Raw genomic sequence first — 23,124 nt, forward strand, 5'->3', positions numbered from 1 at the left:
GCGGAGTCAGGGATACAACCCGTCTCCGCGGAACCCGTCGAAGAAGCGCCTACTGATTTCGTTCACTCGTTTTGGCTTGCTCGTCGCCAGTCCGTGACCCGCGCCTTTGAACAGCGCGAGCGTCGAGTCGTCGATGCCGTCTTTGAGTTCTCGGACCCGTGGTTCCGGGAACAGGCGGTCGTTGTCGCCGGCGACGACGAGCGTCGGGGCGTCGATATCGCCGAGCACGTCGCGGGCGTCGTGTTCGAGCGCCGCGGTGAGCGAGAGAACCACATCGGCTGGAACCTCGGGTCTGAGGTCCACGAACCGCCCGGCCACGCGAATCATCGACGGGAGCACCTGACGCTGATAGCCCGGTGCCGACTTCCGTTCGGTGTCGGCGATGATTTCGCTCCACTCGCCCTTGCCGGCCATCGTTCGCCAGCGCTTTGCGAGTTCTTCGCCGTAGCCACCGAGTCGCGCACCACAGGAGACGAGGACGACCGAATCCACGTAGTCGGCGTACTCCGCGGCGAGGTACTGAGCGACGAGTCCGCCGAGCGAGACGCCAATCACGTCCGCAGGCCAGAGGTCGTACTCGTCGATGACAGTCGCGTAGGCGGCCGCCATGTCGCGCGTCGTCGAACCGGCGGGGATGTGACGGCGGCGGCCGACGACCCACACGTCGCGGTCGAGAAACGAGCGGTAGAGTCCGGCGAGCGCCATCGCAGTCCCGCGGTTCGGTTCGTCTCGCTGGAGGGAGTCGGAGAGACCGGGGAGGATGACGAGCGGTTCGCCGTCGGTGTCACCGATTCGGTAGTACGGCCGCCGACCATCGAGCATGCCGTATTCGAGGTCCATGTAGGCACACACGCGGCGAAAACGCAAAACCGTTCTGTTGGGTGACAGCTACGCCGGTTCGTCTGTCTCGTTCGCCGTCTCCCTATCGTTCACTCGGGTCGTCCAACACGACTGGAATCCCGCGCTTTGCGACGTCGCAGACGAACGCCTCGTCGTCCGCTTCGAGGATGGGAATCGTGTCGTAGTGGATTGGCAGCACGAGGTCGGGGTCCAGCGCCTCGGCGAGGTCGGCAGCTTCGTGGCGGTCCATCACGACGGTGCCGCCGATGTTGGCGAGGAACAGCGAGACTTCGAGGTGACGAAAGCCGTCGAGCGCGTCGGAGTCGCCGGGCCAGAAGACGGTTCGGCCTCCGATAGAGACGTGGAACGCACAGCCGAGTCCGCGGGGGTGGTACGGTTCGCCGTTATCTCTCAGGTGCGGGCCGTCGGGTTCGTTGTAGGCCGGGAGGCTCCACACGTCCACGCCGTCGATGGTGAGGTGGGCTTCTTCGGCGATTCGGCGGGTGTCGTAGGGGAGTTCTTCGACCGGGACCACGTCGCGGTCGATGTTCGAGGCATCGACGCCTTCGAAGGCGACGACGGTCGCACCGTCGTCCGCAACCTGCTCGATTGCGCCCGAGTCGTAGTGGTGGTCGTGGGTGACAAGAATGAGGTCGCCGTCGCGGGCGTAGTAGTCGTCGAGGACGCCGTAGCGACCGGGGTCGATGTACAGAACGTAGCCGTCCGGCGATTCGATGCGTACGGTCGCGTAGCCGAGCCACGAGACGTCGAGACCGTCGTGTTTGATGGACATACACTGTAGTCGTATTCGACGGTGGTCAATCCCACGATAGCGGTAGTGAGCTAACGTCTGAAGGCTTCGAGTAGCGCCCGAAGTTTCGTACCGGTGTTCTGCAGAAATGCGCGCGGTGCTCGACGCCGGGCGTTCGAGAGCGCATCACGCAGTGCCAGGGTCGCCTCTTGGAACACGCCAGTGCCGTGTCCGACGAGGATACGGTCCGGTTCGACCGACCCGAGCACGTCTTCCGGCGGAAACAGTCGTTGTGAGAGTTCGACACCGATTCGTTCGTCACCCACGGTGTACGACGGTGCAGTCCCGAGCGAGTCCGGGATGACGAGCGTCCCCGTCGAATCGTGATACGCGAACGCCTCTCGCCAGCCCCAAAACGGTTCGTGCCGACGGATTTGGAGACCGGAGTCAGCGAGTTCCGTCTCGTAACGAACGACGTCAGTCTCTATCGCGTTCTCGACGCGGTCCACCCACGTCGGCAGCGAGACGGGAACGCCGTGTCGTTTTGCGATTTCGTCGGCGTCGCGGGTGTGCCAGTTCGAGAGCACCGCGACGCCAGCGACGGGACCGAGCGCCGCGAGTCGTTCGTCCAACCCCGGTGCCGAGAGCGGGTCTACGAGCCAGATACCGTCGTCTGCACGAATCGCGTGACTGACCCGACGGCCGTCGTCGTTCGGGTGTGCGAGCCAACTGAACCCGCCGTCCCACTCGGCGGTGACGGCGAGTTCCCTCGGCCCATCACGACGGCACACTGACATGTATGTGAACGAGGGAGCGAAACTCAAAAAAATAACTGATTACTGCGACTCTGCCAGTCGCTCGACGCGCTCCAGTGAATCGGCCGTCTCGGAGGTCTTATCCTCACGAACCGAGATGAATCGCGGGAATCGAAGTGCGTACCCCGAGGAGTACGTCGGCGACTCCTGAATCTCCTCGTAGCCCACTTCGAAGACGACGGAGGGGCGAATATCGACTTCTTGCCCGGATTCGCGCTCGATTTCGGGTTCCAGTAGTTCGGTGAGGTCGGCGATTTCCTCGTCGGTGATGCCGGTGGCGACCTTCCCGATAGTCTCGTAGTCGTCGTCGGTGCGCGCCGAGAGCAGGAACGTCCCGAGGAACTTCGCGCGGCGGCCTTCGCCCCACTCGGCACCGGTGACCACGAGGTCCAGCGTCTCCACGTCGGGTTTGCGCTTCAGCCAGTTCTTCCCGCGGTCACCCGGCGAGTAGGCCGCCTCGGGGTTCTTGAGCATGATTCCCTCGTGGCCGGCTTCGAGTGCGTCGGCCTCGTAGGCCGCGATTTCCTCGGCGTCGTCGGAGAGCAGGAGGTCGGAGACGGCGTCCGAATCCTCGCCGAGCACCTCACTCAAGTACTCGTGGCGGACGGAGAGTGGCTCGTCTAACAGGTCCTCGCCCTTTGCGTGCAGACAGTCGAACGCCCGGAGTTCGACGCGAATCTCGTCGCGCATCTTGGCCACGTCGTGCTTGCGTCGGAAGCGTTTGAGAATCTCCTGGAACGGCAGTGGTTCGCCGTCGTCGTCCAGCGCGACGACTTCGCCGTCGAGAATCGCGGGCGAACCGACCGCCGATTCGACGTACTCGACGATTTCGGGAAGCGCACCGGTCACGTCCTCCATGTTGCGCGAGAAGAGCGAGACGCTGTTCGACTCGTCGCGGTGGACCTGCACGCGAGCGCCGTCGAACTTGGTCTCGACGCCGACCGTCTCCCACGATTCGAGGGCGTCCGCGGCGGTCCCCGCCTGTGCGAGCATCGCCTGAATCGGTCTGCCGACTTCGAGGTGGACCGAATCGAGACCGTCTTCGCCCTCGTCGCGGGCGAGCGCGGCGACCATGCCGTAGTCGTTCGAGACCTGAAGCGCGCGAGCGACGGTTTCGATGTGTCGGTCGCGTCGTTCGCGGGCGTCATCGACCGTCTCGTCGTCCGCGTCGTCGTCGCGGATGGCGGCGGCGTCTTCGGGTTCGACGAGGAACGCTTCTGCAATCGCGTCGCGGACGCTCCCTTCGCCGACGCCGATGCGCATCTCCGAGAGGACGAGACGAGCGAGGTAGCGCGCTTCGTCGGGGTCGGTTCGGTTGAAGAGACCGTAGAGGATTTTGAGCTTCGTGTCTTCGCTGCCGGACCCCGAGACGGCCGCGAGGTCTCTGAGTTTGGAATCGAGTTCGGCGACGGTCAACCCGTCTTGGCCCCCCGAACCGAAGGCGGCGAGTCCGCGCTGGCCGCCGAAGTCGTAACTGGCGGCGACGGCACCGATTTCACCGAGTTCGGCCAGTTTGTCCTCTACGTCGTCGGCGGAGACGTTTGGGCCGGCGGCGCGAGCGATAGCCTCGTGGCAGAGGCGCGGGCCGATATCGAGCGTCGTCGAGTCCCACGCCGGGAACACTCGTCCCTGCACGAAACGAACGACGGTTTCGAGGTCGGTTCCGGCGTCTGCGAAGAGGGAAGCGAGTAGCGTCACCGTGCCGAGGTCTGCGCTCTCGGCTTCGATTTCGGCCACGCGGTCGGCGAACTCGGCGAACTCCATCGACCGACAGTATCGCCCCCCGGAGCAAAAGCCCCTCGACACCGTCTCCGAGTGTGAAATTCACTGCCACGGGGTTCTTCTGCCGGGAAATTGAAGGGCCTTGCCGTCTCACCCCCGAGTATGACCGACGACCTCGCCGAGCGCGTCGAGAGCGTGCTCGCGGTCGATGCGGGTCAGTTCGAAGCACAGGCAGCGGCGGACGCTGAAGTAATCAAGCGCGAACTGGGTGACGGCACCTTCGACAACCACCAGTCGATAATCGGGCTGGAGTACGAGTTTTACGCGGTCTCGAACGCGCAGCGGTACGCGAACGGCGACGAGCCGACGTACGCACTCACGCGAGTACCACGCCGTATGCTCGAACTCATGGGGTTCGAGAAAGAACTCGGTCTCCACAACGCCGAGATGACGACGAGTCCCCAACCCCTGAGCGCCCACGGCCTTCGGGCGCAGGAAGCCGAGGTTCGCGCTCGGTTACAGGCCGCCCTCGACTGCGCCTCCGCGGAGGGAATGCGCCTCGTCTCCGACGGCATGTGGACGATTCCCCCCACCGGCGAGACGGCCGAAGAGTACCTCACGAGTTCCGTCTCGGACGACGGCGTTCGCCTCGCCACCAACATGTCCGACTCGATGCGGTATCACGCGATGGCCAACAGCGAGTCGGCTCCCGAGTCGTTCACGCTGGAGGCCCCGCACGTCTCGCTCGATGCGGACACCGTGATGCCCGAGGCGCTCATCACCTCGATTCAGCCGCACTACCAGGTCTCTCACGCGGTCGATTTGCCGTTCTTTTTCAACTACGCACTGCGGGCCGCAGGCCCACTGCTCGCACTCGGCGTCAACTCGCCGTTCTTCCCGGCGGACCTCTACGACGACGACGCGAGCACCGAGGACATCCTCGAAGACGGCTGGGAGGAACACCGTATCGCGGTGTTCGAAACCGTCCTCAACTCCGGCGGCCACGAGAAGGTGACCTTCCCCGAGGACCTCGACACCATCGAAGACGCCGTCGAACGGGTCGCGGTCGATTCGACGCTCGTCCCCATGTCGGTCGAACGCGGTGACCGCTTCGACGACGAGTTCGCCACCCTCCGGCGTAAACACGGCACCTACTGGCGGTGGGTTCGCCCGGTCTTCGACGGCGGGTCGCGCTCGTCGGCGAACGCCCGTATCGAGTTCCGCCCCATCGCGGGCCAGCCGACCGTCCGCGACTCGGTGGCCTTCCAGGCCGCCTTCGCGGGCCTGATGGAACGCCTGCCGCGACAGGACCACCCGGTCATCGACCTCCCGTGGGAAGACGCCGAGGAGAACTTCTACGCGGCCATGCGCGACGGACTCGACGCCGACCTCTCGTGGATCGACGAGGACGGCGACGAAGTCGGCGGCGTGGATATGTACCAAGACCTGCTCGTCCACGCCCGCGACGGCCTTCGGCTCGCCGGCTGTTCCGAAGAGGAGGCGAACTACTACCTCGAACCGCTGCGCAAGCGCGTCGAAACCGGCGTCACGCCCGCGGCGTGGAAGCGCGCGCGAGTTCGTGAGCATCTGGACGACGGTGCCGAGTTCGAAGACGCACTCCACGCGATGCAGCGCGAGTACGTCGAACAGCAGTCCGAGACTCTGCTCGAAGGGAGCTTCTCGGACTGGTTCTGAGGTCGTCACTCTCGGTTATTGTCTTCTAAGTAATATCTTTGCGCCCGGAGCGCGTACGTCGGGTATGATTTCTCGACGGACGCGAGCACGCGCGGAGTTCGCTGTCGCGCTCTTTTCTGCAGTCGTGATTCGCTATTCGAGGCGGAAACTTCGTGACCACGAAGGCGGGCGAGGCCCGCTCCCACCACTTTCGAACGGTTCGGTTGCGCTCGGTGCTGTCTGGCAGGGTGTTCGTCTGTGGTCGTACGACCGCGACATCTGGGGTTTCCGAACGAGTCGCTCTCGCCGTTTCCTCTTCGCTCTCTTCATCTTCGGCGCTCGTCGCGCGTTGTTCTCCCGGTCTGAATCCTTTCGGTCCAGTTTTGGATTCGGCCGCGTCGTCGGAACGATTGGCTACCGCTTCTGGTACGGAGTGATGCGCCCGCTGCCGGGGACTGAAGACTGAACAGAAGAGCCGAGCGCTGTCGCTCTCGAATCGGCGAAAACGGAGAGGAGAGGGGCCTTATTCGAGACCTTCGAAGTTCTGGTGGCGCGCGATGTCCACGCCGTCTTCGGTGACGACTGCGATGTTGATGCCGTTACCGGAGGCGAGGTCACGCTCGACCGCCGAGCGGATGGCGTTGGTCGCAACCTGCTTCGCTTCGTCGATGCTCAGGTCGTCGCTGTACTCCTGTTCGAGCACACCGAGGGCGTACTGGCTCCCGGAGCCAGTGACCGTGTACTCCTCTTCGAGGATGGACCCGGCGGGGTCGATGGAGTAGATGTGAGCGCCGTCTTCGTCCACGCCGCCGAGGATGGGCTGGACGACGTAGAAGCCACCCGAGCGGAGGAAGTTTCCGACGAGCGTCGAGAGCGCGGTCATGCTCATGTTCTCGCCGCGTCGAGCCTCGTAGAGGCGGACTTCCGCGCGGAGCGAACTGATGAGCGACTGGGCGGCCGAGACCGAACCAGCGATGGTCAGCGCGGCCGTCGGGTGAATCTCTTCGACCTTCTGGACGTCCTTCGAGGAGACCATGTAGCCCATGCTCGCGCGCATGTCGGTCGCCAGAACGACGCCGCCTTCGGTCTTGATGCCGACGGTGGTCGTTCCGGTCTTCGTTTCTTTGTCACCGAGGTTCTCGGCACGGCGCTCGGCGTGTGGGAACTCGCCGAGTTCCGGGCCGAACACATTCGAGTGGTCGCCGTTCAGCGAGTCGAGACGGCCAGAGAACTCGTCGTGAGTCGGGGTACGCATTATCAGGGATTGCACTTCGGCGCTGATAAATGCAACCCTTCACCTCGCCATTGCCGGGGGTTGCGTCGGCCGATGTGGCTCTCTGCGGGTTCGATATCCGAATAAAAACGCTCGCTGGCGGTTACTGCGCAGATGCGCGCTCGTAGGCGTCTCCAGTCACCTCGACGAGGCGACGTACCGGGAGGGTAACGCCCATGCGACGGGCCGCGAGGGCGATAGGGAGTAGGGCGATGCCGGCGGCGACCGAGAGTTGGTACGCGGCGAACAGGACGGGGCGGGTTAGGCGGTGTTTCATTACCGATGTCCTCGGTTGTGCCTCCAGTTGGGGGGAGGTATAAACTTTATGCCCTCGTGCAAATTTGGAAGTCGTCGCTGTCTGTCGATTATCGAATTCGTGTCTGCAACTGGTCTCGTCGGGGTTCGAGCATCTGAATTCCTATCACAAGCCACGTTCATTGGCATAACTTATGGCGATTATCGAGATGGCCTGTCGAAGGCGTGCGCGTACCTGTTCGCGCGCCCGGACGGTCCGAGTGGGCCGAGTTTCACACCCCACGAAACGTGTCTGCAACTGTCTAACACCCGGCCGTCCGAACCACAAGACACGAAACCCCGCGGGTGCGTAGAGTGTGTATGTCGAATTATCTCGTCGCTATGGAAGCGGCTTGGCTCGTCCGAGATGTCGATGGCATCGACGACGCGATCGGTGTCGCGGTCAGCGAGGCCGGAAAGCGTCTCAACCAGAAGAACAAGGAGTACGTCGAAGTCGAAATCGGTTCGACGCCGTGTCCGGCCTGCGGCGAACCGTTCGACTCCGCGTTCATCGCGGCGAACACGGCGCTCGTCGGACTCCTCCTCGAAATCAAGGTGTTCAACGCGGATGGAGAGAAACACGCCTCTCGCATCGCAAAGAGCGAAGTCGGCGGCGCACTCCGCGACGTGCCGCTCGACGTCATCGACGTGCTCGAATTCGAGTCCGAAGACGACGAGTAATCGAGGAGTAACCTTTTTCATAACCGTGGGTTATTCCACGGTATGGAACTCCCGACGCCACAGGATTTGCGGGAACGCCGCAAATCACTCGAGCTAACGCAGAGTGCGCTCGCCGACATGGCGGGCGTCTCGCAGCCGCTTATCGCTCGCATCGAGGGCGGCGACGTGGACCCGCGGCTTTCGACGCTTCGGCGCATCGTCGAGGCGTTAGACGAAGCGGAGGGTCGCATCGTCCGTGCCGCGGATATCATGCACACCAAGGTCGTCAGCGTCCAGCCCGACGATTCGGTGCTCAACGCACGCGACATGATGCTCGAAGCCGGATTCTCCCAACTGCCCGTCATTCAGGACGGCCGGCCGCTCGGCATCATCTCGAACGCTGACATCCGGCACGTCCAAGAGGACAACGTCGCCGAGCGACCGGTCAACGAGGTCATGTCCGAGAGCGTGACCACCGTCGAACCCGAGACGACGCTGGACGAAATCGGCGTCTACCTCGACCACAACTCGGCCATCCTCGTCGTCGAGAGCGGTTCGACCGTCGGTATCATCACGGAAGCCGACATCGCCGCCCACATCTGATTAGTCTCGCCGACGAGCGACGACGGGCGTCTCGCCGACGGGTTGCGTCGTCATCTCGGGCGTAATCGAGAGTTCGGCGTCGCCGGCCCAGTCGATATCGTAGTCTCGGAGTACCGTTGCGAGCACTATCTTCGCTTCGGTAAGCGCGAACGCGCGGCCGAGACAGCTTCGTGGCCCAGCGCCGAACGGGATGTAGGCGTACCGTGGCCGGTCGGTCTCTGTTCCAGTTCTTGTCTCTGTCTCACGCCAGCGGTCTGGGTCGAATTCGAGGGGCTGGTCGTACCACCGTCCGTCTCGATGCACCTGAATGATAGAGAGGTGAATGTCGGTGCCAGCGGGAATCTCGCACTCGCCGACGGGGAACGGTTTCGCCGTCTCTCGGGGAATGGTGTGAACCGGCGGATACAGCCGCAGTGCCTCTTTCAACACGCGTTCGAGGACCGACAACTGGTCCAATTCATCGTTCGTCACCGGACCGTCGCCGACGACGCGCTCGACTTCCTCGACGGCTTCTTCGTAGACCTCTGGATTCGTCGCCAACGAGTAGAAGGTGAACGTGAGCGCGAGCGCAGTCGTCTCGTGGCCCGCGAAAATCATCCCGACGAGTTGGTTCTCCATCGACTCGACCGTCTCCGGATACTCGCTCCCCAGTGCGTCGGCGAGTCGCGCGGCGAGACTCTCGGTGTTCGCTGTTTCGACTAATTCTCGTACCTCTTCGCGGAGCACTCGCTCTGCTTTGTCGAATCGTCGGCGACTCGGCGTGGGAATCCACCGCGGGAGCGCCCACGACGAAGGTGCGAAGCGACCGTTCAACCCGGCGGCGGCGTTCCGAACCCGTTCGTCGCCGTCGAGTTCGAGTTCGCGGCCGAGAATCGTGGCGAAGATGATATCGAGCGTGATGTGCTTCATCTCGGCTTCGAGCGAGAACGAGGACTGCTCACCCCACGTCTCGATGCGACGTTCGACCTGCCGCCGCATCACGGGAGCGTACTCGGTCACCCGGTCCCATCGGAAGAAGGGGTCGAGTTCGGCACGTTGGCGTCGCCACTCCGCTCCTTCGACCGAGAGCACCGCGTCACCGAACGCCGCCCCGAACTCGTCGCCCTTGACGACTGAATCAGGTTCGGTGACGAACGCCTGTTCGAAGTAATCGGGGTGTGCGAGGACGTACAACTCGTCCATCCCCAACACGTTGAGTCCCACCACGTCGTCGATGCCGTGGGAGTCGAGTAAACTATCGACGAATCCGAACGGGTCGGCGGCGAAGCCGAACGTGTTGCCAACGAGGGGCACCCCCGCCGGCGTCGGTGGTGGTCGCGTCACGTCCTGTGAACCGCAGAGCAGAAGGAAGAATGGTTCGCTTCGTTACAGTTCGAGACCGCGGATAGAGACACCCTCGCCGTTCTCGACGTAGCCGATGATTTTTCCGTCGGTCGATTCGACGAGCGCGTCGGCGTTCTGCTCAGGGACTGCGGCCACGAATCCAGTGCCCATGTTGAACGTCTTGTGCATCTCTTCGTCGGAGACGCCGCCCATTGATTGGATGAACTCGAAGATTGGCTGGGGGTCGAACGCGTCTTCGACGACGTAGTGGTAGTCGCCCATGCGTTCGAGGTTCGTCCACCCGCCGCCGGTGACGTGGGCGGCGGCGTTCGTTTCGGCCGCGCGCAGGTCGTCCAACAGATACGTGTAGAGTCGAGTCGGTTCGAGCAGCGCCTCGCCGACGGTGTCGTACTCGTCGCCGTCCCACTCGTCGGTGTACTCGCCGTCGCTGGTCGCGGTTTTGCGGGCGAGCGTCAGGCCGTTCGAGTGGATACCCGAGGACTCGAAGCCCACGAGTGCGTCTCCCGGTTCTGCCTCTCCGGGGAAGAGTGCGTCTTTGTCGGCCAGTCCCGCGCACGTGCCAGCGAGGTCGAGACCGTTGATGACCTCGGGCATGACGGCGGTCTCGCCGCCGACGAGTTCGATATCGGCCTCGTCGGCACCGGCGTTGAGACCCTGCCCGACCTGCTCGGCGAAGCGTTCGTCGGGTTCGTCCACCGCGAGGTAGTCAACGAACGCGACGGGACGCACGCCCGCGGCGACGAGGTCGTTGGCGTTCATTGCGATGCAGTCGATACCGACCGTGGAGTAGTCTTCCAGCGCCTCGGCGACGAGGAGTTTCGTCCCGACGCCGTCGGTTGCGAGTCCGAGATAGCGGTCGCCGATGTCGAGGAGTCCGGCGTAGTCGCCCGACCCACCACCGATCTGTGCGACGAGCGCGGCGGTTGCGGCCTCGCTCGCCTCGATATCGACACCCGCGTCCGCGTAGGTCATCCCCTCGGAACCGTCCTCGGAGCCGTCATTCGTCATGTTCGTGTACGAGATTGGCCGCACTATAAAACTACAGGGTATAAAATATACAAGAACATGTGTGTGTCCCCGCAGTGTATCGGTTTCCTGCTTCTCGGCGGTCGGACTATTTAGTAGACACCACCAACCGTCTCTCGCTTGCTCGTTACACGGGGTCTACTACACCACTGAGTGGCAGTATTTGCCGCCTACTCGGCGTCGAACGAGTGGCTCAGGACCCTCCAAATCGGCCGGTTTTCCTTGATTATCGAAAAACGTCTCAGAACAGCCGATAAACTTTCTAAGCGTCTCTTGGAGGTTTGTAAAACGTCCTGAAACCAGAAACGGCCGTTCTGAAGCGTTTATTCGGGGTCTGAATGGTGCGAAAAACGAGCGAAATCATCGCAACGCTCTGTCCGTTATATGTGACATCCTGTTGTATGAGAAGTTGACGATGTCCGGAGTTCCCTCCACTACCGACTCACTCGCATCGGCGCTTAGTCGAACTGCGCTTGCCCCAGTACAGGTCGTTGCCTTCTGGTCGGCGATTGCCCTGCCACTCGCGTACCTGCCCCTTCTCGCCGGTGGTCTGGAGACTGGCGAACTGTCCCTGTTCGTCGGTCTGCTCGCCGTCCACGCCGCTGCACTCGTCATCGGCCGCGACCACGCACAAGAGTAAGCTACCCTCCGACGTCGTCCGGTTCCCACGACTGCAACTCCCACACAGAACCGCACTCCACTCCCCCGCTGCCCACACTCCTCCTCACCCCTCGCTCAACACTCCAGCCCTCGCTCGACACTCCGCTCTCGGCTCGGAACCTCTCCCTCGCTTCGACTCATCGTCAGTCAGCAGAGGCGTCGCCAGTTAGGTGTGTAACAGTCTGAATCGGCCAGCGACGAGACCGACGACTGCGCCGGTGAAGTGTGCCATCAGCGCGACACCGGGATTCGTATTCGTGAACGTCAGTAGCGCGGCGACCGCCAGCGTGACGAACACGGCGAGCCACAGCGGCATGTTCAGGCGGTCTAAGACGTACTTCGAGACGAGATTCGACGTGAGTACGTAGCCGATGAGGGCGAAAACCGCACCGCTCGCGCCGAGGACTCCTGCCGAGAGACCGTGCATGCTCGCGGCGAGAATCTGGACCGTCCCCGCGAGCATCCCGCTCACGACGAAGAAGAGGTGGAACCGAAGTCTCGTGGTTGACATCGCCACGAGACCACCGAAGAGAACGAGACCGATAGCGTTCGAGAGCAAGTGTCCCGGTCCAGCGTGGGCGTACACGCTCGTGACGAGCGTCCACGGCCGTGCCGCGAGCGGAGCGGAGAGGACGAACAGGAAACGCGCCAAGCCAGCGACCGCGGTAATCCACGTCGCTGTGGAGACGACGAGCATGACGACCAGCGTCTGTACGACGGGATTTCTGAGAATCGCCTCGCCGAGCGTCTCGTCGGCACCCGGATACTCTTCGAACGAATCCCACTCAGCTGACATCTATCGATATTCCGGCTACACCCGATTAAGTGTAGCTCTGGAGTCGGTGTCGAGAGCCGTTGCGAAGCAGAGGGGTGTCGGCTTAGATGCCGACGAACAGCACCAGCAGGACCGTCAGCGCGGCCGACAGCACGAACACGCCGACGAACACAGGCGTACTCCACGACTTGACGGTTCGCCCGTCGAGCGACCCGAACGGGAGCATGTTGAACGCGGCGAGGAAGGCGTTGATGACCAGTCCACGCGCGCCGATGAGTTCGACGATGCCCGAGCCGAGGACGAGACCGACGACGAAGATGGGCACGAAGACGACCACGAGCACGAGGTTCATCACCGGCCCGGCGAGCGCAATCAGGCCGTGTTCGCGCTCGGTGAGCATCCCGCGGTGGTAGACCGCTCCCGGCGCGGCGAAGATGAAGCCGATGAGCGCGCTCATGATTGCGATACCGAGCATACCGTAATCGGCCCGGAACTCGGCGATTTGGCCGAATCTGATTGCGACCACTTTGTGCGCCACTTCGTGGAGGAGGAACGCCACGCCGGCGGTGAGGAGGCTGACGAAGAGCGCCAGTCCGAACTGGCCGGTGCCGAGTAAGAAGAGTGCCTGCTGTCCGCCACCGGCGAAGAAGATGGCGAAGGCGACGCTGAGTGCGATCCACGCGATGCCGAGGTCTCGAAGCTCCTGTGATGAGAATTCGATGTTCATGTGAGGGTGCTCCAGATGAGGTCCGCGCTGTTTGCCGCCCCGTCGAGCATGAGCGAGGTGACGCCGGAGACGCCGCCGAGGTCGGCGGCGATGACGGGCAACACGTAGGTCACGAAGAGGAAACTCGCAATCATGCTGCCGATGTTGGCCGCGGCGACGACCATGATGAGTTTGAACAGCGGCACGTCGAACAGCTCTTTGACCAACTCGACGATGGGCGTCTCCTCGTCCGAGAGAATCTTGTTGAGCGTCCCGATGTCGCCGACGTTGACCGGCGTGTGACGGAGTTCGACGTAGCCGGTGAACCATCCGGGCGCGAGCAGCGGGTTGATAGAGGTCATCCACGCGACCAGCCCACCGACGAGCGCGGAGGTCCAGCGCGCGCCGGCGAGTTTGGCCATCCCGAAGGTGAAGACGCCGTTGATGAGGAACCACGCGCCGAAGATGGTCAAGAGGCGTTCGTTGCCGACGCCGGCCATCGCCAAGAGGGCGAAGAACGCGACGAAGACCACCGTGATGCCGTAGCCGACGAGTTTCCCCCACGGGAAGCCGTCTTTTTCGGCGACGCCGACCAGAGACTCCATCGGCGGGAGCGTCTCGGGGTTGGCGAGGTAGCGCTCGATACCGGCTTTGTGACCCGCGCCGACGATTGCGACCACGTCGCGGCCGCTCTCGCGGAGTGCGACGAGTTGGTGGGCGATGTAGGCGTCGCGCTCGTCGATGAGCGCCTCCGCGCCGCCGGGGCTGAACCGGCGGAACTCTTCCATCATCGCGCTCACCACGTCGCCGTCGGTGAGTTCGGACATGTCGAACTCCTCCATCTCTTCGGGTGCTTGGAACAGGCCGAAGACGTTCAAGAGCGTCCCGACGACGAGACCGGCGGCGATGCCGACGCTCACTCCGATAGCGAGACTGCCGATGATGGCCGTTCCGAGACCGCCCAGAACGCCCGTGACGAGTCCACTTCCAAGCCCGAGTCCGACGCCGCCGATGAGACCGACCGCCGCACCGCCGCCGACACCGGCGACCAGTGCGTCGTCACCATCCATCGTCGTCGCGGCGACTGCGTAGATGAAGTACGCGGAGACGGCACCGAGTAGTGCGCCGGTCGCTGCGCGCGCCAGTACGAAGTCGGTGATGCCGACCACGTCGCCGTAGAGACCGACGAGCGGGCCGAGGAACACCCCGACGACGATGCCGAAGATGATTCCCACGCCGCGCGCGTCGGCCACGCCGAAGGCGAGGTCGCCGGCCATGCGGAGTTTCTCCATCGTCCCCATCCGACGCCAGAAGCGCTGGATGGTCGTCTGAATGTCGCGGTCTACGAGCGCGACGTCTATCTGTTCTTCTTCGGCGGTTTCGACGGCGGCGAGCATGTCCGCGCCGGGTTGGACATCGAACTTGTCTCCCATCCGCGACTGGACGTACGAGAGCATCCAGTAGGCGATAAACTGGAAGACAGTGTTGCCACGGAGGAGGTCTCGCGCCTCGATATCGTCGGGTGTCCCACCCTTCAACTGTCGGAAGCGCCCCTCGTCGAGTTCGACCGCGACCATATCCGGTTGCGCTTCGCGGATGGTCGCTTCGACCTCGCGGACGCTGTCCTGTGAGACGTGGGCAGTGCCGACGACTCGGACGCGCCCCTCGTCGGGCGACGAATCGTTCATCGCCGGGAATACCTGCCCACGGTTTTTATCCGTGTCGGCATCGGGGCTGAACTATGCACACATTCGACGCACGGACACCCACACCTGCGCACGAGACTGCACTGGAGTGCCTCCGCGCGGGCGTCGAAGCCGTCCTTCCCGACCGCGTCGTCCACGACTCTGTCTCGCTCGCGGGCGATACGCTCACCGTCGCCGATTCGGAATACGACCTCTCGAACTTCGACCGTATCCTCGTCGTCGGAGGCGGCAAAGCGGGCGACGGCGTCGCGGATGCGCTCGAATCGATTCTCGGTGACCGACTCGACGGCGGTGTCGTCGTCACGCCGAATCCCGGCGACGGGTCGAAAATCGACCGCCTGCCGGGTGACCATCCGGTTCCCTCTGAGCGCGGCGTCGAGAGTACGACCCGACTCATCGACTGCCTCTCGGGTCTCGACGAGCGAACCCTCGTCCTCGTCGCGGTCACGGGCGGCGCGAGTGCGATTCTCCCCGCGCCGGCGGACGACATCTCGCTCGAAGACCTGCGCGCGACGACGACCGAGTTGTTAGAGAGTGGAGCCGACATTCACGATTTGAATGCCGTTCGAAAGCACCTCTCGACGCTCAAAGGCGGCGGTCTCGCGCGGCTCGCAACCCCGGCGACGGTCGTCGGGTTGGTCCTCTCGGACGTGGTCGGCAACGACCTCGACGTCATCGCCTCGGGACCGACCGCGCCGGACGAGACGACGTTCGACGACGCGCTCGACGTCCTCGACAGGTTCGACCTCGACGTTCCGTCCGCGGTTCGAAACCGCCTCGAATCGGGCGCGGCAGGCGAGATTCTGGAGACGCCGACCGCCGGTTCGTCGGTGTTCGACCGCGTGACGAATCACGTGCTCGCCGACACCTTCACCGCGCTCGACGCGGCGCGAGAGGTCGCACGTAAACGCGGCTACACGCCGATGATTCTCTCCTCGCGCATCGAAGGCGAGGCGCGCGAAGCCTCGAAGACCCACGTCGCGGTCGCCGCCGAGGTGTTGGCGACCGGGAACCCGCTCGAAGCGCCTGCCGTCGTCCTCTCGGGTGGCGAGTGTACGGTGACCGTTCGCAGGGACGGAATGGGCGGTCCGAACCTCGAATTCTGTCTGTCGGCCGCGATGGACCTCCCCGACGGTGCGGTCGTCGCCAGCATCGATAGTGACGGGAAGGACGGCGGGACCGATATCGCGGGCGCACTCGTCGATTCGTCGTCGGTCGAGAGACGCGCAGCACAGGCGGCGCTCGCCGAGAACGACGCGTTGCCGATTCTCCGCGAGGCGGGCGCGCTCATCGACACCGGTCCGACGGGAACCAACGTCAACGACCTGCGCGTCGTGGTTCTCGACAACTAATCGACTCGTCTGACAACAAGTTTGTAACCGCAGGTGTAGTATCAGGTCGTATGGCCGGTTTGCTGCCCTCCGCCCCCGACACCTCCTCCGCAGACGAGCCTTCGCCCCGAGTCATCGGTCTCGACGACGACGAAGCGACCGACCTGCTGGCCGCGCTCTCCTCGCAGACCGCACGACGTGTCCTCTCTGCGCTCCACGCCGAACCGACGAACGCCGCCGACCTCGCCGAGCGCGTCGAGACCTCCCTCCAGAACGTCCAGTACCACCTGAAAAAGCTCGACGAGGCCGGACTCATCGAAGTGGTCGATACGGTCTACTCCGAGAAGGGCCGCGAGATGAAAGTGTATGCGCCCGCGGACCGTCCGCTGGTCGTGGTCGCCGCCACCGAAGAGACGCGAACTGGCTTGGCGAGCGCGCTGTCGAGTCTACTCGGCGCAGTCGCCGTCCTCGGTCTCCTCTCGGCGCTCGTCCAGTGGCTTGCGACCCGCGGACAGCAGGGCGTGAACTTCGCGTCAGATGCCGCCGCAGGCGGTGCCGAGGAAGCCGCGACCGCAACCGTAGAGGCCGCGCCGACGGTCGCACAGGGCATTCCACCGGGCGTGGCGTTCTTCGCGGGCGGGTTGGTCATCCTCGTCGCGCTCGCCCTGTTCGTGCTGTACCGGCAACGAAAAAATTGATATTATTTTGATATACTTTCGTTTTTGAGGCTCTTTTTTCACGTGATATCTTCCGCTGACGGGGGGTTTCGCTGAGGTAATTATTCGTACTATCGCTGACTAATTACTACCATGCAACACCGTGCCGAGGTCCGTGGTATCGGAATCGGCGTCGGGGACGACGGTTCGAACGTCCCTGCCGTTATTCTCGAAGCTCGGGAGGAGTATTTGCCCATCGTCATCACGACGGACCAAGCGCAGGCCATCCAGTTGGGTTTGACCGGTGAGCAGTTCGAGCGCCCGCTGACACACGACTTGCTCGTCGAGATGGTGACGGAGTTCGGCGGCGCAATCGACAGCATTCGCATCGACGACCTCTCCGGGGGAACGTTCTTTGCGAAGGTCGATGCGGAGCGCTACTCGAACGGCGAAGCCTTCGTCTTCACCTTCGACGCACGGCCGAGTGACGCGATTGCGCTCGCGGTCCGTGTGGATTGCCCGATTCTCATCTCAGACGAAATTCTCGACGCGGCCGGACGCTCGCCGACGACGTTCGATATCGATTTCGACCAGTAATCTCTCTCCCCGCTTTTCAAGCCGCTCCGGTGCGAGGTCCACGCCATGAGCGAAGCAACTGCCACACTCGCGCAGTCGAAGACCGAGATGACCGAACTCGTGTTGCCGAACGACACCAACAACCTCGGGCGGGCGCTCGGGGGGGCAGTGCTCCACTGGATGGACATCTGCGGGGCTATCGCGGCAATGCGATTTTCGAACCGCCAGTGTGTCACCGCCTCGATGGACCACGTCGATTTCATCAGCGCCATCGACCTCGGCGAAGTCGCGGTCATGGAAGCCTACGTGTTCAACGTGGGCAGAACGAGCATCGACGTGAAAGTGGACGTGCACGCGGAGAACCCGAAGACCGACGAGCGCCGCATGACGACGACCTCGTTTCTGACGTTCGTCGCGCTCGACGAGGACGGCCACCCGACTCCCGTTCCAAACCTCACCTGTGAGACCCCGGAAGAAGAAGCACTCAGACAGGAAGCCGTCGAAGGCCGAACCGAACAGTTAGAGTCGGTCATCGACCGGATGGACGGTCTCTAACGCCCGGAGCTCTCTTTTTTATTGACCCCTCTCCTCGATTATCAATGTCGATAGGTGCGGGCGTGGATTTATGATTGATAATCGTTCGCATTCCACACTAGCATGTCATCACCTGAACACCACTCGGGGGTGGTCCATCCCACGTTCTACGACCCGCCCGAAGAGGCAGACGAAGTCGAACGGTTGCGAGACGAGCGGGATTTCTGGAAACACCTGTTCGAAGACCTCGTCGAGTCGTTCCCCGAACCCGTGTTGACCATCGACGACGCGGGTCGTATCGTCCACTGGAACGAAAAACACGAAGATATCGCGGGCATCCAGCCAGAGGAGGCGATTGGCCGTCTCGCCAGCGACGTTATCGGGACGAAAGACGTCGAGGAGACGCTCGCCGAAGAAATCGTCCGCACTGGAAAGACGATCCGCGAGGATACGATTCGACATTCGCGTCAGGACAGCGGTTCGGAGTGGAGTATCCGCGCGGCGGGCCAACCGCTTCGTGCCCCGGACGGCACCGTCGTCGGCGCGTTCGAGTACGTCTCGCGCGTGACCGACCTCGTGAACCAGCGTCGGCAGGTCGAACGCGCTCAAGAACAGATTACGACTGAAATCGAGTCGTCCGTCTCCTCACTCCTCGAATCGTCCACGCACGTCGCAGAGGGGAGTCAGTTCATCAACGAGACGACGACCCAGCAGGTGTCCCAACTCTCCGAGGTCCGCGAAGAGATGACGAACCTGAGCGCGACTATCGAAGAAGTCGCCTCCAGTGCGGACGAGATACGCCAGAAGAGCAACCGGATGGAACGGTTGGCGACAGAGTCGAGAGAAGACGTGGCCGAGACGTTCGACCAGATGCGCGACGTGTCCGACTCCGGCGAGGCGCTCGACGAGAACGTCGATGCCCTGCGGTCGCAGTTCGCCGACGTGGAGGAGGTGACCGAAGTCATCGACGACATAGCCAAGAAGATCAACCTGCTCGCGCTCAACGCGAACATCGAGGCCGCACGGAGCGGGGAGGCGGGGTCCGGGTTCGCCGTCGTCGCCAACGAAATCAAGCAACTCGCGGAACAGACGGGCGAGGAGGTACAGGCCATCGAGCAGGTGGTCGATGACATGGCGACGGTGACCGAAGCGACGGCCGACGGCGTGGAGACGACGACCGACCACATCGAAGACGCAATCGAGCGACTGCGCGTCGTCGATGAGAACCAAGAGACGATTCTCTCGGCCGCGGCGGACTCGGCGATGGGCGTCGAGCAAGTCGCGGAAGCGACCGACGCACAAGCCTCGTCGGCGACCGAAGTTTCCTCGATGGTAGATTCGGCCGTAGACGAGTTAGCGGAGGTCGCCGACGAAATCAGCGAGTTGGCCGAGATGAACGAAGCGCAGGCAGAGGAAGTCAGAACCGTCCAACGTCGGGTACGGGCCGTCGAAGCAGAACTCGACGTCGAGTCCTCGTAACCGAACTGCGCGCGAAGTCACGGTCCCCCCTCGCCCGGTGAATCCCTACTCTCGTCGCTCGGCGAACCCTTATCGGGGACGGCGACCCAATCACCGTCTATGCTCGACGTTTCCGTCCCCGAGCCACCGTCGCTTCCCACGGTGGACCCGAACCAGTACGACGACGCCCAAATCGCCGCCGACGCGGATTTCAAGCGAACCGAGTTGGAGCAGTTCCTCAACGAGGGCGCGTGGGCCGAAGCGTTCGAACAGTGGGCCGCAGAGACGCCCGTAGACGAGACGCAGTGGCAAATCGTCCTCGACCTCGACCTGCTCACCTACTTCGACTTCTTCTGGGACGACTTCGCCAACCGCGTCGGCTATCACGCCCCCGGTATCCCCGAAGATTGGAAAGAGCGCCAACTCCACCCGGAACTCACCTCGTGGGGGCAGGTGTCGTCGATAAACGCAGGCCTGACCGAACTCGGCCAAGTCGCGTGCGACGTGCTCAAAGACGACTACATCGACTGGGAGTCGGAGTACGAAGCGCCCGACGACCTGCCCGACTTCTGAGAACGAAGTCGGGACGGACTCTCCCACTCCCCGGTCTTTCCACCGTCTGACGTCGAATAGTCAGGCATCGATGAATGTAAATAAGACAAGATTGTATGGTTATATTGGATTAATTGTTCATATTGGGCCATCTTATGGCCCGATTTTGGTTGAATTTGGGAAAACAGACATGTAGTCAAAATCACACCTATTGCTTGCGATGACCGACACAAAGCGCCGCGATGTACTCCGCGCAGTCGGCGGTCTCACCGTCATCGGTGGGCTCGCAGGCTGCATGGGTGGTACCGCTGGCGGTGACCAGACCGAGACAGAGACGCCAACCGACTCGATGACCGAGACGCCGACCACAGAGACGCCGACGCCCGAGTCCGAGATGGCGATGGTTCGCGTGGCGCACCTCGCGCCCGACGCGCCCGACGTGGACATCTACGTCGATGGCGAAGTCGCCCTCTCCGGCGTCTCCTTCTCGGCAGTGAGCGATTACCTCTCGGTTCCGGTCGGAACGAGAACGGTCGCTATCACTCCCGCAGGTGACGACTCGACGACCGTCTTCGAAGACGACCTCGAACTCGCCGAAGCGACCTACACCGTCGCCGCCGTCGGCGAGTTAGGCGAAGAGACGTTCCAACCGCTCGTCCTCGAAGACGACGTTTCGTCTCCGGGCGAAGACATGGCGCGCGTCCGCGTGGTACACGCCTCGCCCGACGCGCCCGCCGTGGACATCACCGCCGGCGACGAGGTGCTCTTCGACGGCGTCGAGTTCACCCAATCCGGGAGCGTGACGGTCCCCGCTGACACCTACACCCTCCAGGTCCGCGGCGACACCGAGTCGAACGACGGCGATGCAGTCGCCGAATTCGACCTCGAACTCGCCGGCGACTCCGTGTACACCGTGTTCGCCGCCGGCTACCTGACGCCCGACGACGAACCCACGATGGAGGAGTTCCGCCCCATCGTCACGGTCGATTCCGGCACCGAAGGCGGACTCGTCGAACCCGCCGTCTCGCTCCGCGTGGCGCACCTCTCTCCCGACGCCCCCAACGTGGACGTGCTCGTCGATGGCGAAGCGGTCCTCACTGACGTTCCGTTCGGCACCGTGAGCGACTACCTGATGGTGGACGAAGGAACCTATCAGGTGACCGTCCAAGCCGCCGGCGACCCCGAGACGGTGGTCTTCGACGAGTCGCTCGACTTGGCCGCCGGAGCCTACACCGCGGCCGCAGTCGGTGAACTCGAAGAAGACGCCGAGAACCCGTTCATGGTCCAGATACTCGAAGACGACCGCTCCGAACCCGAAGGTGAGACTGCCCGCGTGCGGGTGTTCCACGCCTCGCCCGACGCGCCCGCCGTGGACGTGACCGTCGCTTCGAGCGGCGACGTGCTCGTCGATGGACTCGCCTACGGTGAGACGGCGACGGTGGACGTGCCCGCAGGCGAGTACACCGTCGAGGTCCGCGGCGACACCGACTCGAACGACGGCGACGTCGTCGGTGAGTTCGGTCTCGCGGCGGAAGCGGGCTACGCCTACACCGCAATCGCGCTGGGTTACCTGACGCCGGACGACGAACCGACGGACGCCGAATTCGACCTCTCGGTTGTCATCGACAACTGACGTTCACTCGAACGCCTCTCTCAGGCACTCCCCGCTTTCTTCGAGCGGGACCTGTCTATTCGCCGATACCCTTAGGTCGATTTCGCGTGTATACTGGGTGCAATGGAGGGCGTACTTTGGTACGTGCTCACCGGGACGCGTGGTGGCGAAAACCGGATTCGAATCCTCCGCGAACTCGCGGACCGACCTCGGAACGCGAATCGACTCGCAGAAGAGTTAGGTCTCGATTACAAGACGGTTCGTCACCACCTCGGTGTCCTCGTAGAGAACGGCGTCGTCGAGCACAGCGGGAACGGATACGGGTCCGTCTACATCCCGTCGCAGCGGGCGCGCTCGCACTGGGCGACCATCGAACAGATAATCGAACAGACGACCGAGTGATTCCAATGTACGCACCACCGAACGCAGTCGATTCCCCATCCCTGCGATGAGCATCTGGGTCGATATCGCCCGACTCTCCGTCGGCGTGAGCGCCGTCTTCCTCCTCGTCCTCCTCGGAATTTGGGGGCGAAATTACGTGACGTTCCGCTCGAAGCACGCCCTCGGCCTACTCACGTTCGGCTTCTTCCTCTTGGCTCAGAGCCTCTTCGCGCTCTACTACTACCTCGTAGACCCGACGCTGTCTGTCTGGTTCGCCACGGAGATGCCCGCGATTGCGTGGCGCGTCCTGATGGGAATTCACGTCCTCCAAGCCGTCGCGCTCGGCGTCCTGTTGTGGGTGACGTGGGACTGACGGCTACTCGTCCACGACGGGCCACAGTGTTTTAGACTGGCGCTGTGAATCGACGTATCGATGCGCCGACGTGCCCTCCTCTCCAGCACTGCCGCACTCTCGCTCGCCGCGCTCTCTGGCTGTCTCGGTGACGCCCGCGAAGTCGCCAGCGGCGACATCCACGGCGAACATGGCTATGCGAACCTCCACCCCGCAGACGAACAGTACGTTCACGGGACGTTTCCGGACGACTCGAACGTCCGCGGGTGGGTGTTCCCCGAACCGCCTGCCGACCAAGCCGACGTGTTCACCGACCGCGCGTTACAAGGCGAGTTCTCGAACGACCTGCTGTGGGCCGACGGAAACTCGTTCGTCTTGCTCTTCGAGTTCCGAATTCCACGCGACGAGGCGGCGTTCTACAACGCCACGGGCTTCGTTGAGTGGACTGGCTGGAACAGGTGTGAAATACCAATACGCCGGTCGGGGACGACCTACGAAGACGAGGGTGCTAACAGCGCCGACGCCGACGAACTCGTCTGCACTGCGATACACAAGTTCACCGTCGAACGCGGTGGCGAACCGACGCGGGCGACACTCGCTGTTCGTGACCGAGAGACGGGCGAGGCGGTTGGCTCCTACTCCGTCGGCGAGTGGACGAACCAGCGCTCCCAACCGTCGTCGTAACTCGCACCGACGGAGTAAGCGTTATTTACGTCCCGACATATCCCTCTCCTATGCGACGACACTCGCCTGTCGCCCGGTTCGCTCCGGTCCGGCAGTCTCTTCTCCGTGTCGTCGGCCAGTCGTCGATTATTGCGGGGCA

At 63.2% G+C, this 23,124-nt stretch carries 26 protein-coding genes; 15 read left to right on the top strand and 11 right to left on the bottom strand.

The window, feature by feature from the left end:
* Nucleotides 1–6: 6 nt before the first annotated feature.
* The 4 genes from ACFQJC_RS08340 to ligA form a co-directional block, all read right to left on the bottom strand.
* A complete protein-coding gene (locus tag ACFQJC_RS08340) occupies nt 7–840 on the bottom strand; it encodes an alpha/beta fold hydrolase (RefSeq protein WP_390222861.1) in 834 nt (277 codons plus the stop codon).
* Nucleotides 841–922: 82 nt separating this feature from the next.
* Entirely contained in the window at nt 923–1,633 is a 711-nt protein-coding gene (locus ACFQJC_RS08345; protein ID WP_390222862.1) for an MBL fold metallo-hydrolase, read from the bottom strand.
* Between the two features lie 50 nt (nt 1,634–1,683).
* Nucleotides 1,684–2,388, bottom strand: a complete 705-nt coding sequence (locus tag ACFQJC_RS08350; protein ID WP_390222863.1) for a hypothetical protein — start codon at nt 2,386–2,388, stop codon at nt 1,684–1,686.
* A gap of 39 nt (nt 2,389–2,427) precedes the next feature.
* Nucleotides 2,428–4,170: an ATP-dependent DNA ligase LigA gene (gene ligA, locus ACFQJC_RS08355; protein WP_390222864.1), complete on the bottom strand. Its 1,743-nt coding sequence runs from the start codon at nt 4,168–4,170 to the stop codon at nt 2,428–2,430.
* 120 nt (nt 4,171–4,290) lie between these two features.
* Between ligA and ACFQJC_RS08360 the strand changes: the two genes are divergently transcribed.
* Entirely contained in the window at nt 4,291–5,823 is a 1,533-nt protein-coding gene (locus tag ACFQJC_RS08360) for a glutamate-cysteine ligase family protein (protein ID WP_390222865.1), read from the top strand.
* Nucleotides 5,824–5,887: 64 nt separating this feature from the next.
* On the top strand, nt 5,888–6,268 hold the full coding sequence (locus tag ACFQJC_RS08365) for a DUF8097 family protein (protein WP_390222866.1): 381 nt from the start codon (nt 5,888–5,890) through the stop codon (nt 6,266–6,268).
* 57 nt (nt 6,269–6,325) lie between these two features.
* On the opposite strand, the gene psmB is transcribed toward ACFQJC_RS08365, so the two are convergent.
* Together psmB and ACFQJC_RS08375 are read right to left on the bottom strand one after the other, a co-directional pair.
* Complete coding sequence (psmB, locus tag ACFQJC_RS08370) at nt 6,326–7,057, bottom strand: archaeal proteasome endopeptidase complex subunit beta (RefSeq protein WP_390222867.1); 732 nt, start codon at nt 7,055–7,057, stop codon at nt 6,326–6,328.
* A 121-nt stretch (nt 7,058–7,178) separates the two neighbouring features.
* A complete protein-coding gene (locus ACFQJC_RS08375; protein WP_390222868.1) occupies nt 7,179–7,352 on the bottom strand; it encodes a hypothetical protein in 174 nt (57 codons plus the stop codon).
* Nucleotides 7,353–7,690: 338 nt separating this feature from the next.
* Here ACFQJC_RS08375 and ACFQJC_RS08380 point away from each other — a divergent pair, with 338 nt between their 5' ends.
* On the top strand, nt 7,691–8,050 hold the full coding sequence (locus ACFQJC_RS08380) for a DUF555 domain-containing protein (protein WP_390222869.1): 360 nt from the start codon (nt 7,691–7,693) through the stop codon (nt 8,048–8,050).
* 42 nt (nt 8,051–8,092) lie between these two features.
* A complete protein-coding gene (locus ACFQJC_RS08385; protein ID WP_390222870.1) occupies nt 8,093–8,632 on the top strand; it encodes a CBS domain-containing protein in 540 nt (179 codons plus the stop codon).
* Here the strand turns inward: ACFQJC_RS08385 and ACFQJC_RS08390 are convergent, their stop codons facing one another.
* Together ACFQJC_RS08390 and purM are read right to left on the bottom strand one after the other, a co-directional pair.
* Nucleotides 8,633–9,955, bottom strand: a complete 1,323-nt coding sequence (locus tag ACFQJC_RS08390; protein WP_390222871.1) for a cytochrome P450 — start codon at nt 9,953–9,955, stop codon at nt 8,633–8,635. It abuts the gene before it with no gap.
* A gap of 42 nt (nt 9,956–9,997) precedes the next feature.
* Nucleotides 9,998–10,984, bottom strand: coding sequence for a phosphoribosylformylglycinamidine cyclo-ligase (purM, locus tag ACFQJC_RS08395; protein ID WP_390222872.1), 987 nt, complete (start codon nt 10,982–10,984; stop codon nt 9,998–10,000).
* Nucleotides 10,985–11,417: 433 nt separating this feature from the next.
* On the opposite strand from purM, the gene ACFQJC_RS08400 reads away from it, so the two are divergent.
* Nucleotides 11,418–11,642: a DUF8028 family protein gene (locus tag ACFQJC_RS08400; protein WP_390222873.1), complete on the top strand. Its 225-nt coding sequence runs from the start codon at nt 11,418–11,420 to the stop codon at nt 11,640–11,642.
* A 186-nt stretch (nt 11,643–11,828) separates the two neighbouring features.
* Here ACFQJC_RS08400 and ACFQJC_RS08405 read toward each other — a convergent pair whose 3' ends face one another.
* From ACFQJC_RS08405 to ACFQJC_RS08415, 3 genes are all read right to left on the bottom strand, one after another.
* Nucleotides 11,829–12,458 carry a rhomboid family intramembrane serine protease gene (locus ACFQJC_RS08405; protein ID WP_390222874.1) on the bottom strand — a complete coding sequence of 210 codons (630 nt, stop codon included), beginning with the start codon at nt 12,456–12,458 and terminating at the stop codon, nt 11,829–11,831.
* 82 nt (nt 12,459–12,540) lie between these two features.
* Complete coding sequence (locus tag ACFQJC_RS08410; RefSeq protein ID WP_390222875.1) at nt 12,541–13,164, bottom strand: zinc metalloprotease; 624 nt, start codon at nt 13,162–13,164, stop codon at nt 12,541–12,543.
* Complete coding sequence (locus tag ACFQJC_RS08415; RefSeq protein ID WP_390222876.1) at nt 13,161–14,831, bottom strand: TraB/GumN family protein; 1,671 nt, start codon at nt 14,829–14,831, stop codon at nt 13,161–13,163. The genes ACFQJC_RS08410 and ACFQJC_RS08415 overlap by 4 nt, the downstream gene beginning before the upstream one ends.
* 53 nt (nt 14,832–14,884) lie before the next feature.
* Here ACFQJC_RS08415 and ACFQJC_RS08420 point away from each other — a divergent pair, with 53 nt between their 5' ends.
* The 10 genes from ACFQJC_RS08420 to ACFQJC_RS08465 all read left to right on the top strand — a co-directional run bounded on the left by ACFQJC_RS08420 (nt 14,885) and on the right by ACFQJC_RS08465 (nt 22,985).
* Nucleotides 14,885–16,201, top strand: a complete 1,317-nt coding sequence (locus ACFQJC_RS08420) for a glycerate kinase type-2 family protein (RefSeq protein WP_390222877.1) — start codon at nt 14,885–14,887, stop codon at nt 16,199–16,201.
* A gap of 50 nt (nt 16,202–16,251) precedes the next feature.
* Nucleotides 16,252–16,878 carry an ArsR/SmtB family transcription factor gene (locus ACFQJC_RS08425; RefSeq protein WP_390222878.1) on the top strand — a complete coding sequence of 209 codons (627 nt, stop codon included), beginning with the start codon at nt 16,252–16,254 and terminating at the stop codon, nt 16,876–16,878.
* Between the two features lie 111 nt (nt 16,879–16,989).
* Nucleotides 16,990–17,433 carry a bifunctional nuclease family protein gene (locus ACFQJC_RS08430; protein WP_390222879.1) on the top strand — a complete coding sequence of 148 codons (444 nt, stop codon included), beginning with the start codon at nt 16,990–16,992 and terminating at the stop codon, nt 17,431–17,433.
* A 45-nt stretch (nt 17,434–17,478) separates the two neighbouring features.
* The gene (locus ACFQJC_RS08435; protein ID WP_390222880.1) at nt 17,479–17,967 is read left to right on the top strand and encodes an acyl-CoA thioesterase; all 489 of its coding nucleotides are present in this window, start codon (nt 17,479–17,481) and stop codon (nt 17,965–17,967) included.
* A gap of 102 nt (nt 17,968–18,069) precedes the next feature.
* A complete protein-coding gene (locus ACFQJC_RS08440) occupies nt 18,070–19,425 on the top strand; it encodes a methyl-accepting chemotaxis protein (protein ID WP_390222881.1) in 1,356 nt (451 codons plus the stop codon).
* Nucleotides 19,426–19,524: 99 nt separating this feature from the next.
* The gene (locus ACFQJC_RS08445) at nt 19,525–19,977 is read left to right on the top strand and encodes a hypothetical protein (protein WP_390222882.1); all 453 of its coding nucleotides are present in this window, start codon (nt 19,525–19,527) and stop codon (nt 19,975–19,977) included.
* Nucleotides 19,978–20,176: 199 nt separating this feature from the next.
* Entirely contained in the window at nt 20,177–21,589 is a 1,413-nt protein-coding gene (locus tag ACFQJC_RS08450) for a DUF4397 domain-containing protein (protein ID WP_390222883.1), read from the top strand.
* Nucleotides 21,590–21,691: 102 nt separating this feature from the next.
* Nucleotides 21,692–21,970 (top strand): ArsR/SmtB family transcription factor, encoded by a 279-nt coding sequence (locus ACFQJC_RS08455; protein WP_390222884.1) that lies wholly within the window; start codon nt 21,692–21,694, stop codon nt 21,968–21,970.
* 46 nt (nt 21,971–22,016) lie between these two features.
* Nucleotides 22,017–22,322: a DUF8036 family membrane protein gene (locus ACFQJC_RS08460; protein ID WP_390222885.1), complete on the top strand. Its 306-nt coding sequence runs from the start codon at nt 22,017–22,019 to the stop codon at nt 22,320–22,322.
* Between the two features lie 60 nt (nt 22,323–22,382).
* A complete protein-coding gene (locus tag ACFQJC_RS08465; RefSeq protein ID WP_390222886.1) occupies nt 22,383–22,985 on the top strand; it encodes a hypothetical protein in 603 nt (200 codons plus the stop codon).
* Nucleotides 22,986–23,124 lie beyond the last annotated feature (139 nt).

Source organism: Haloferax namakaokahaiae (assembly GCF_042663225.1).
Lineage (GTDB): Archaea > Halobacteriota > Halobacteria > Halobacteriales > Haloferacaceae > Haloferax > Haloferax namakaokahaiae.

Excerpts from the sequence above, each read along its gene's own strand:
- ACFQJC_RS08340 (WP_390222861.1), bottom strand. The coding sequence starts at position 840 with ATGGACCTCGAATACGGCATGCTCGATGGTCGGCGGCCGTACTACCGA.
- ACFQJC_RS08345 (WP_390222862.1), bottom strand. The coding sequence starts at position 1,633 with ATGTCCATCAAACACGACGGTCTCGACGTCTCGTGGCTCGGCTACGCG.
- ACFQJC_RS08350 (WP_390222863.1), bottom strand. The coding sequence starts at position 2,388 with ATGTCAGTGTGCCGTCGTGATGGGCCGAGGGAACTCGCCGTCACCGCC.
- ligA (WP_390222864.1), bottom strand. The coding sequence starts at position 4,170 with ATGGAGTTCGCCGAGTTCGCCGACCGCGTGGCCGAAATCGAAGCCGAG.
- ACFQJC_RS08360 (WP_390222865.1), top strand. The coding sequence starts at position 4,291 with ATGACCGACGACCTCGCCGAGCGCGTCGAGAGCGTGCTCGCGGTCGAT.
- ACFQJC_RS08365 (WP_390222866.1), top strand. The coding sequence starts at position 5,888 with ATGATTTCTCGACGGACGCGAGCACGCGCGGAGTTCGCTGTCGCGCTC.
- psmB (WP_390222867.1), bottom strand. The coding sequence starts at position 7,057 with ATGCGTACCCCGACTCACGACGAGTTCTCTGGCCGTCTCGACTCGCTG.
- ACFQJC_RS08375 (WP_390222868.1), bottom strand. The coding sequence starts at position 7,352 with ATGAAACACCGCCTAACCCGCCCCGTCCTGTTCGCCGCGTACCAACTC.
- ACFQJC_RS08380 (WP_390222869.1), top strand. The coding sequence starts at position 7,691 with ATGTCGAATTATCTCGTCGCTATGGAAGCGGCTTGGCTCGTCCGAGAT.
- ACFQJC_RS08385 (WP_390222870.1), top strand. The coding sequence starts at position 8,093 with ATGGAACTCCCGACGCCACAGGATTTGCGGGAACGCCGCAAATCACTC.
- purM (WP_390222872.1), bottom strand. The coding sequence starts at position 10,984 with ATGACGAATGACGGCTCCGAGGACGGTTCCGAGGGGATGACCTACGCG.
- ACFQJC_RS08400 (WP_390222873.1), top strand. The coding sequence starts at position 11,418 with ATGTCCGGAGTTCCCTCCACTACCGACTCACTCGCATCGGCGCTTAGT.
- ACFQJC_RS08405 (WP_390222874.1), bottom strand. The coding sequence starts at position 12,458 with ATGTCAGCTGAGTGGGATTCGTTCGAAGAGTATCCGGGTGCCGACGAG.
- ACFQJC_RS08410 (WP_390222875.1), bottom strand. The coding sequence starts at position 13,164 with ATGAACATCGAATTCTCATCACAGGAGCTTCGAGACCTCGGCATCGCG.
- ACFQJC_RS08415 (WP_390222876.1), bottom strand. The coding sequence starts at position 14,831 with ATGAACGATTCGTCGCCCGACGAGGGGCGCGTCCGAGTCGTCGGCACT.
- ACFQJC_RS08420 (WP_390222877.1), top strand. The coding sequence starts at position 14,885 with ATGCACACATTCGACGCACGGACACCCACACCTGCGCACGAGACTGCA.
- ACFQJC_RS08425 (WP_390222878.1), top strand. The coding sequence starts at position 16,252 with ATGGCCGGTTTGCTGCCCTCCGCCCCCGACACCTCCTCCGCAGACGAG.
- ACFQJC_RS08430 (WP_390222879.1), top strand. The coding sequence starts at position 16,990 with ATGCAACACCGTGCCGAGGTCCGTGGTATCGGAATCGGCGTCGGGGAC.
- ACFQJC_RS08435 (WP_390222880.1), top strand. The coding sequence starts at position 17,479 with ATGAGCGAAGCAACTGCCACACTCGCGCAGTCGAAGACCGAGATGACC.
- ACFQJC_RS08440 (WP_390222881.1), top strand. The coding sequence starts at position 18,070 with ATGTCATCACCTGAACACCACTCGGGGGTGGTCCATCCCACGTTCTAC.
- ACFQJC_RS08445 (WP_390222882.1), top strand. The coding sequence starts at position 19,525 with ATGCTCGACGTTTCCGTCCCCGAGCCACCGTCGCTTCCCACGGTGGAC.
- ACFQJC_RS08450 (WP_390222883.1), top strand. The coding sequence starts at position 20,177 with ATGACCGACACAAAGCGCCGCGATGTACTCCGCGCAGTCGGCGGTCTC.
- ACFQJC_RS08455 (WP_390222884.1), top strand. The coding sequence starts at position 21,692 with ATGGAGGGCGTACTTTGGTACGTGCTCACCGGGACGCGTGGTGGCGAA.
- ACFQJC_RS08460 (WP_390222885.1), top strand. The coding sequence starts at position 22,017 with ATGAGCATCTGGGTCGATATCGCCCGACTCTCCGTCGGCGTGAGCGCC.
- ACFQJC_RS08465 (WP_390222886.1), top strand. The coding sequence starts at position 22,383 with ATGCGCCGACGTGCCCTCCTCTCCAGCACTGCCGCACTCTCGCTCGCC.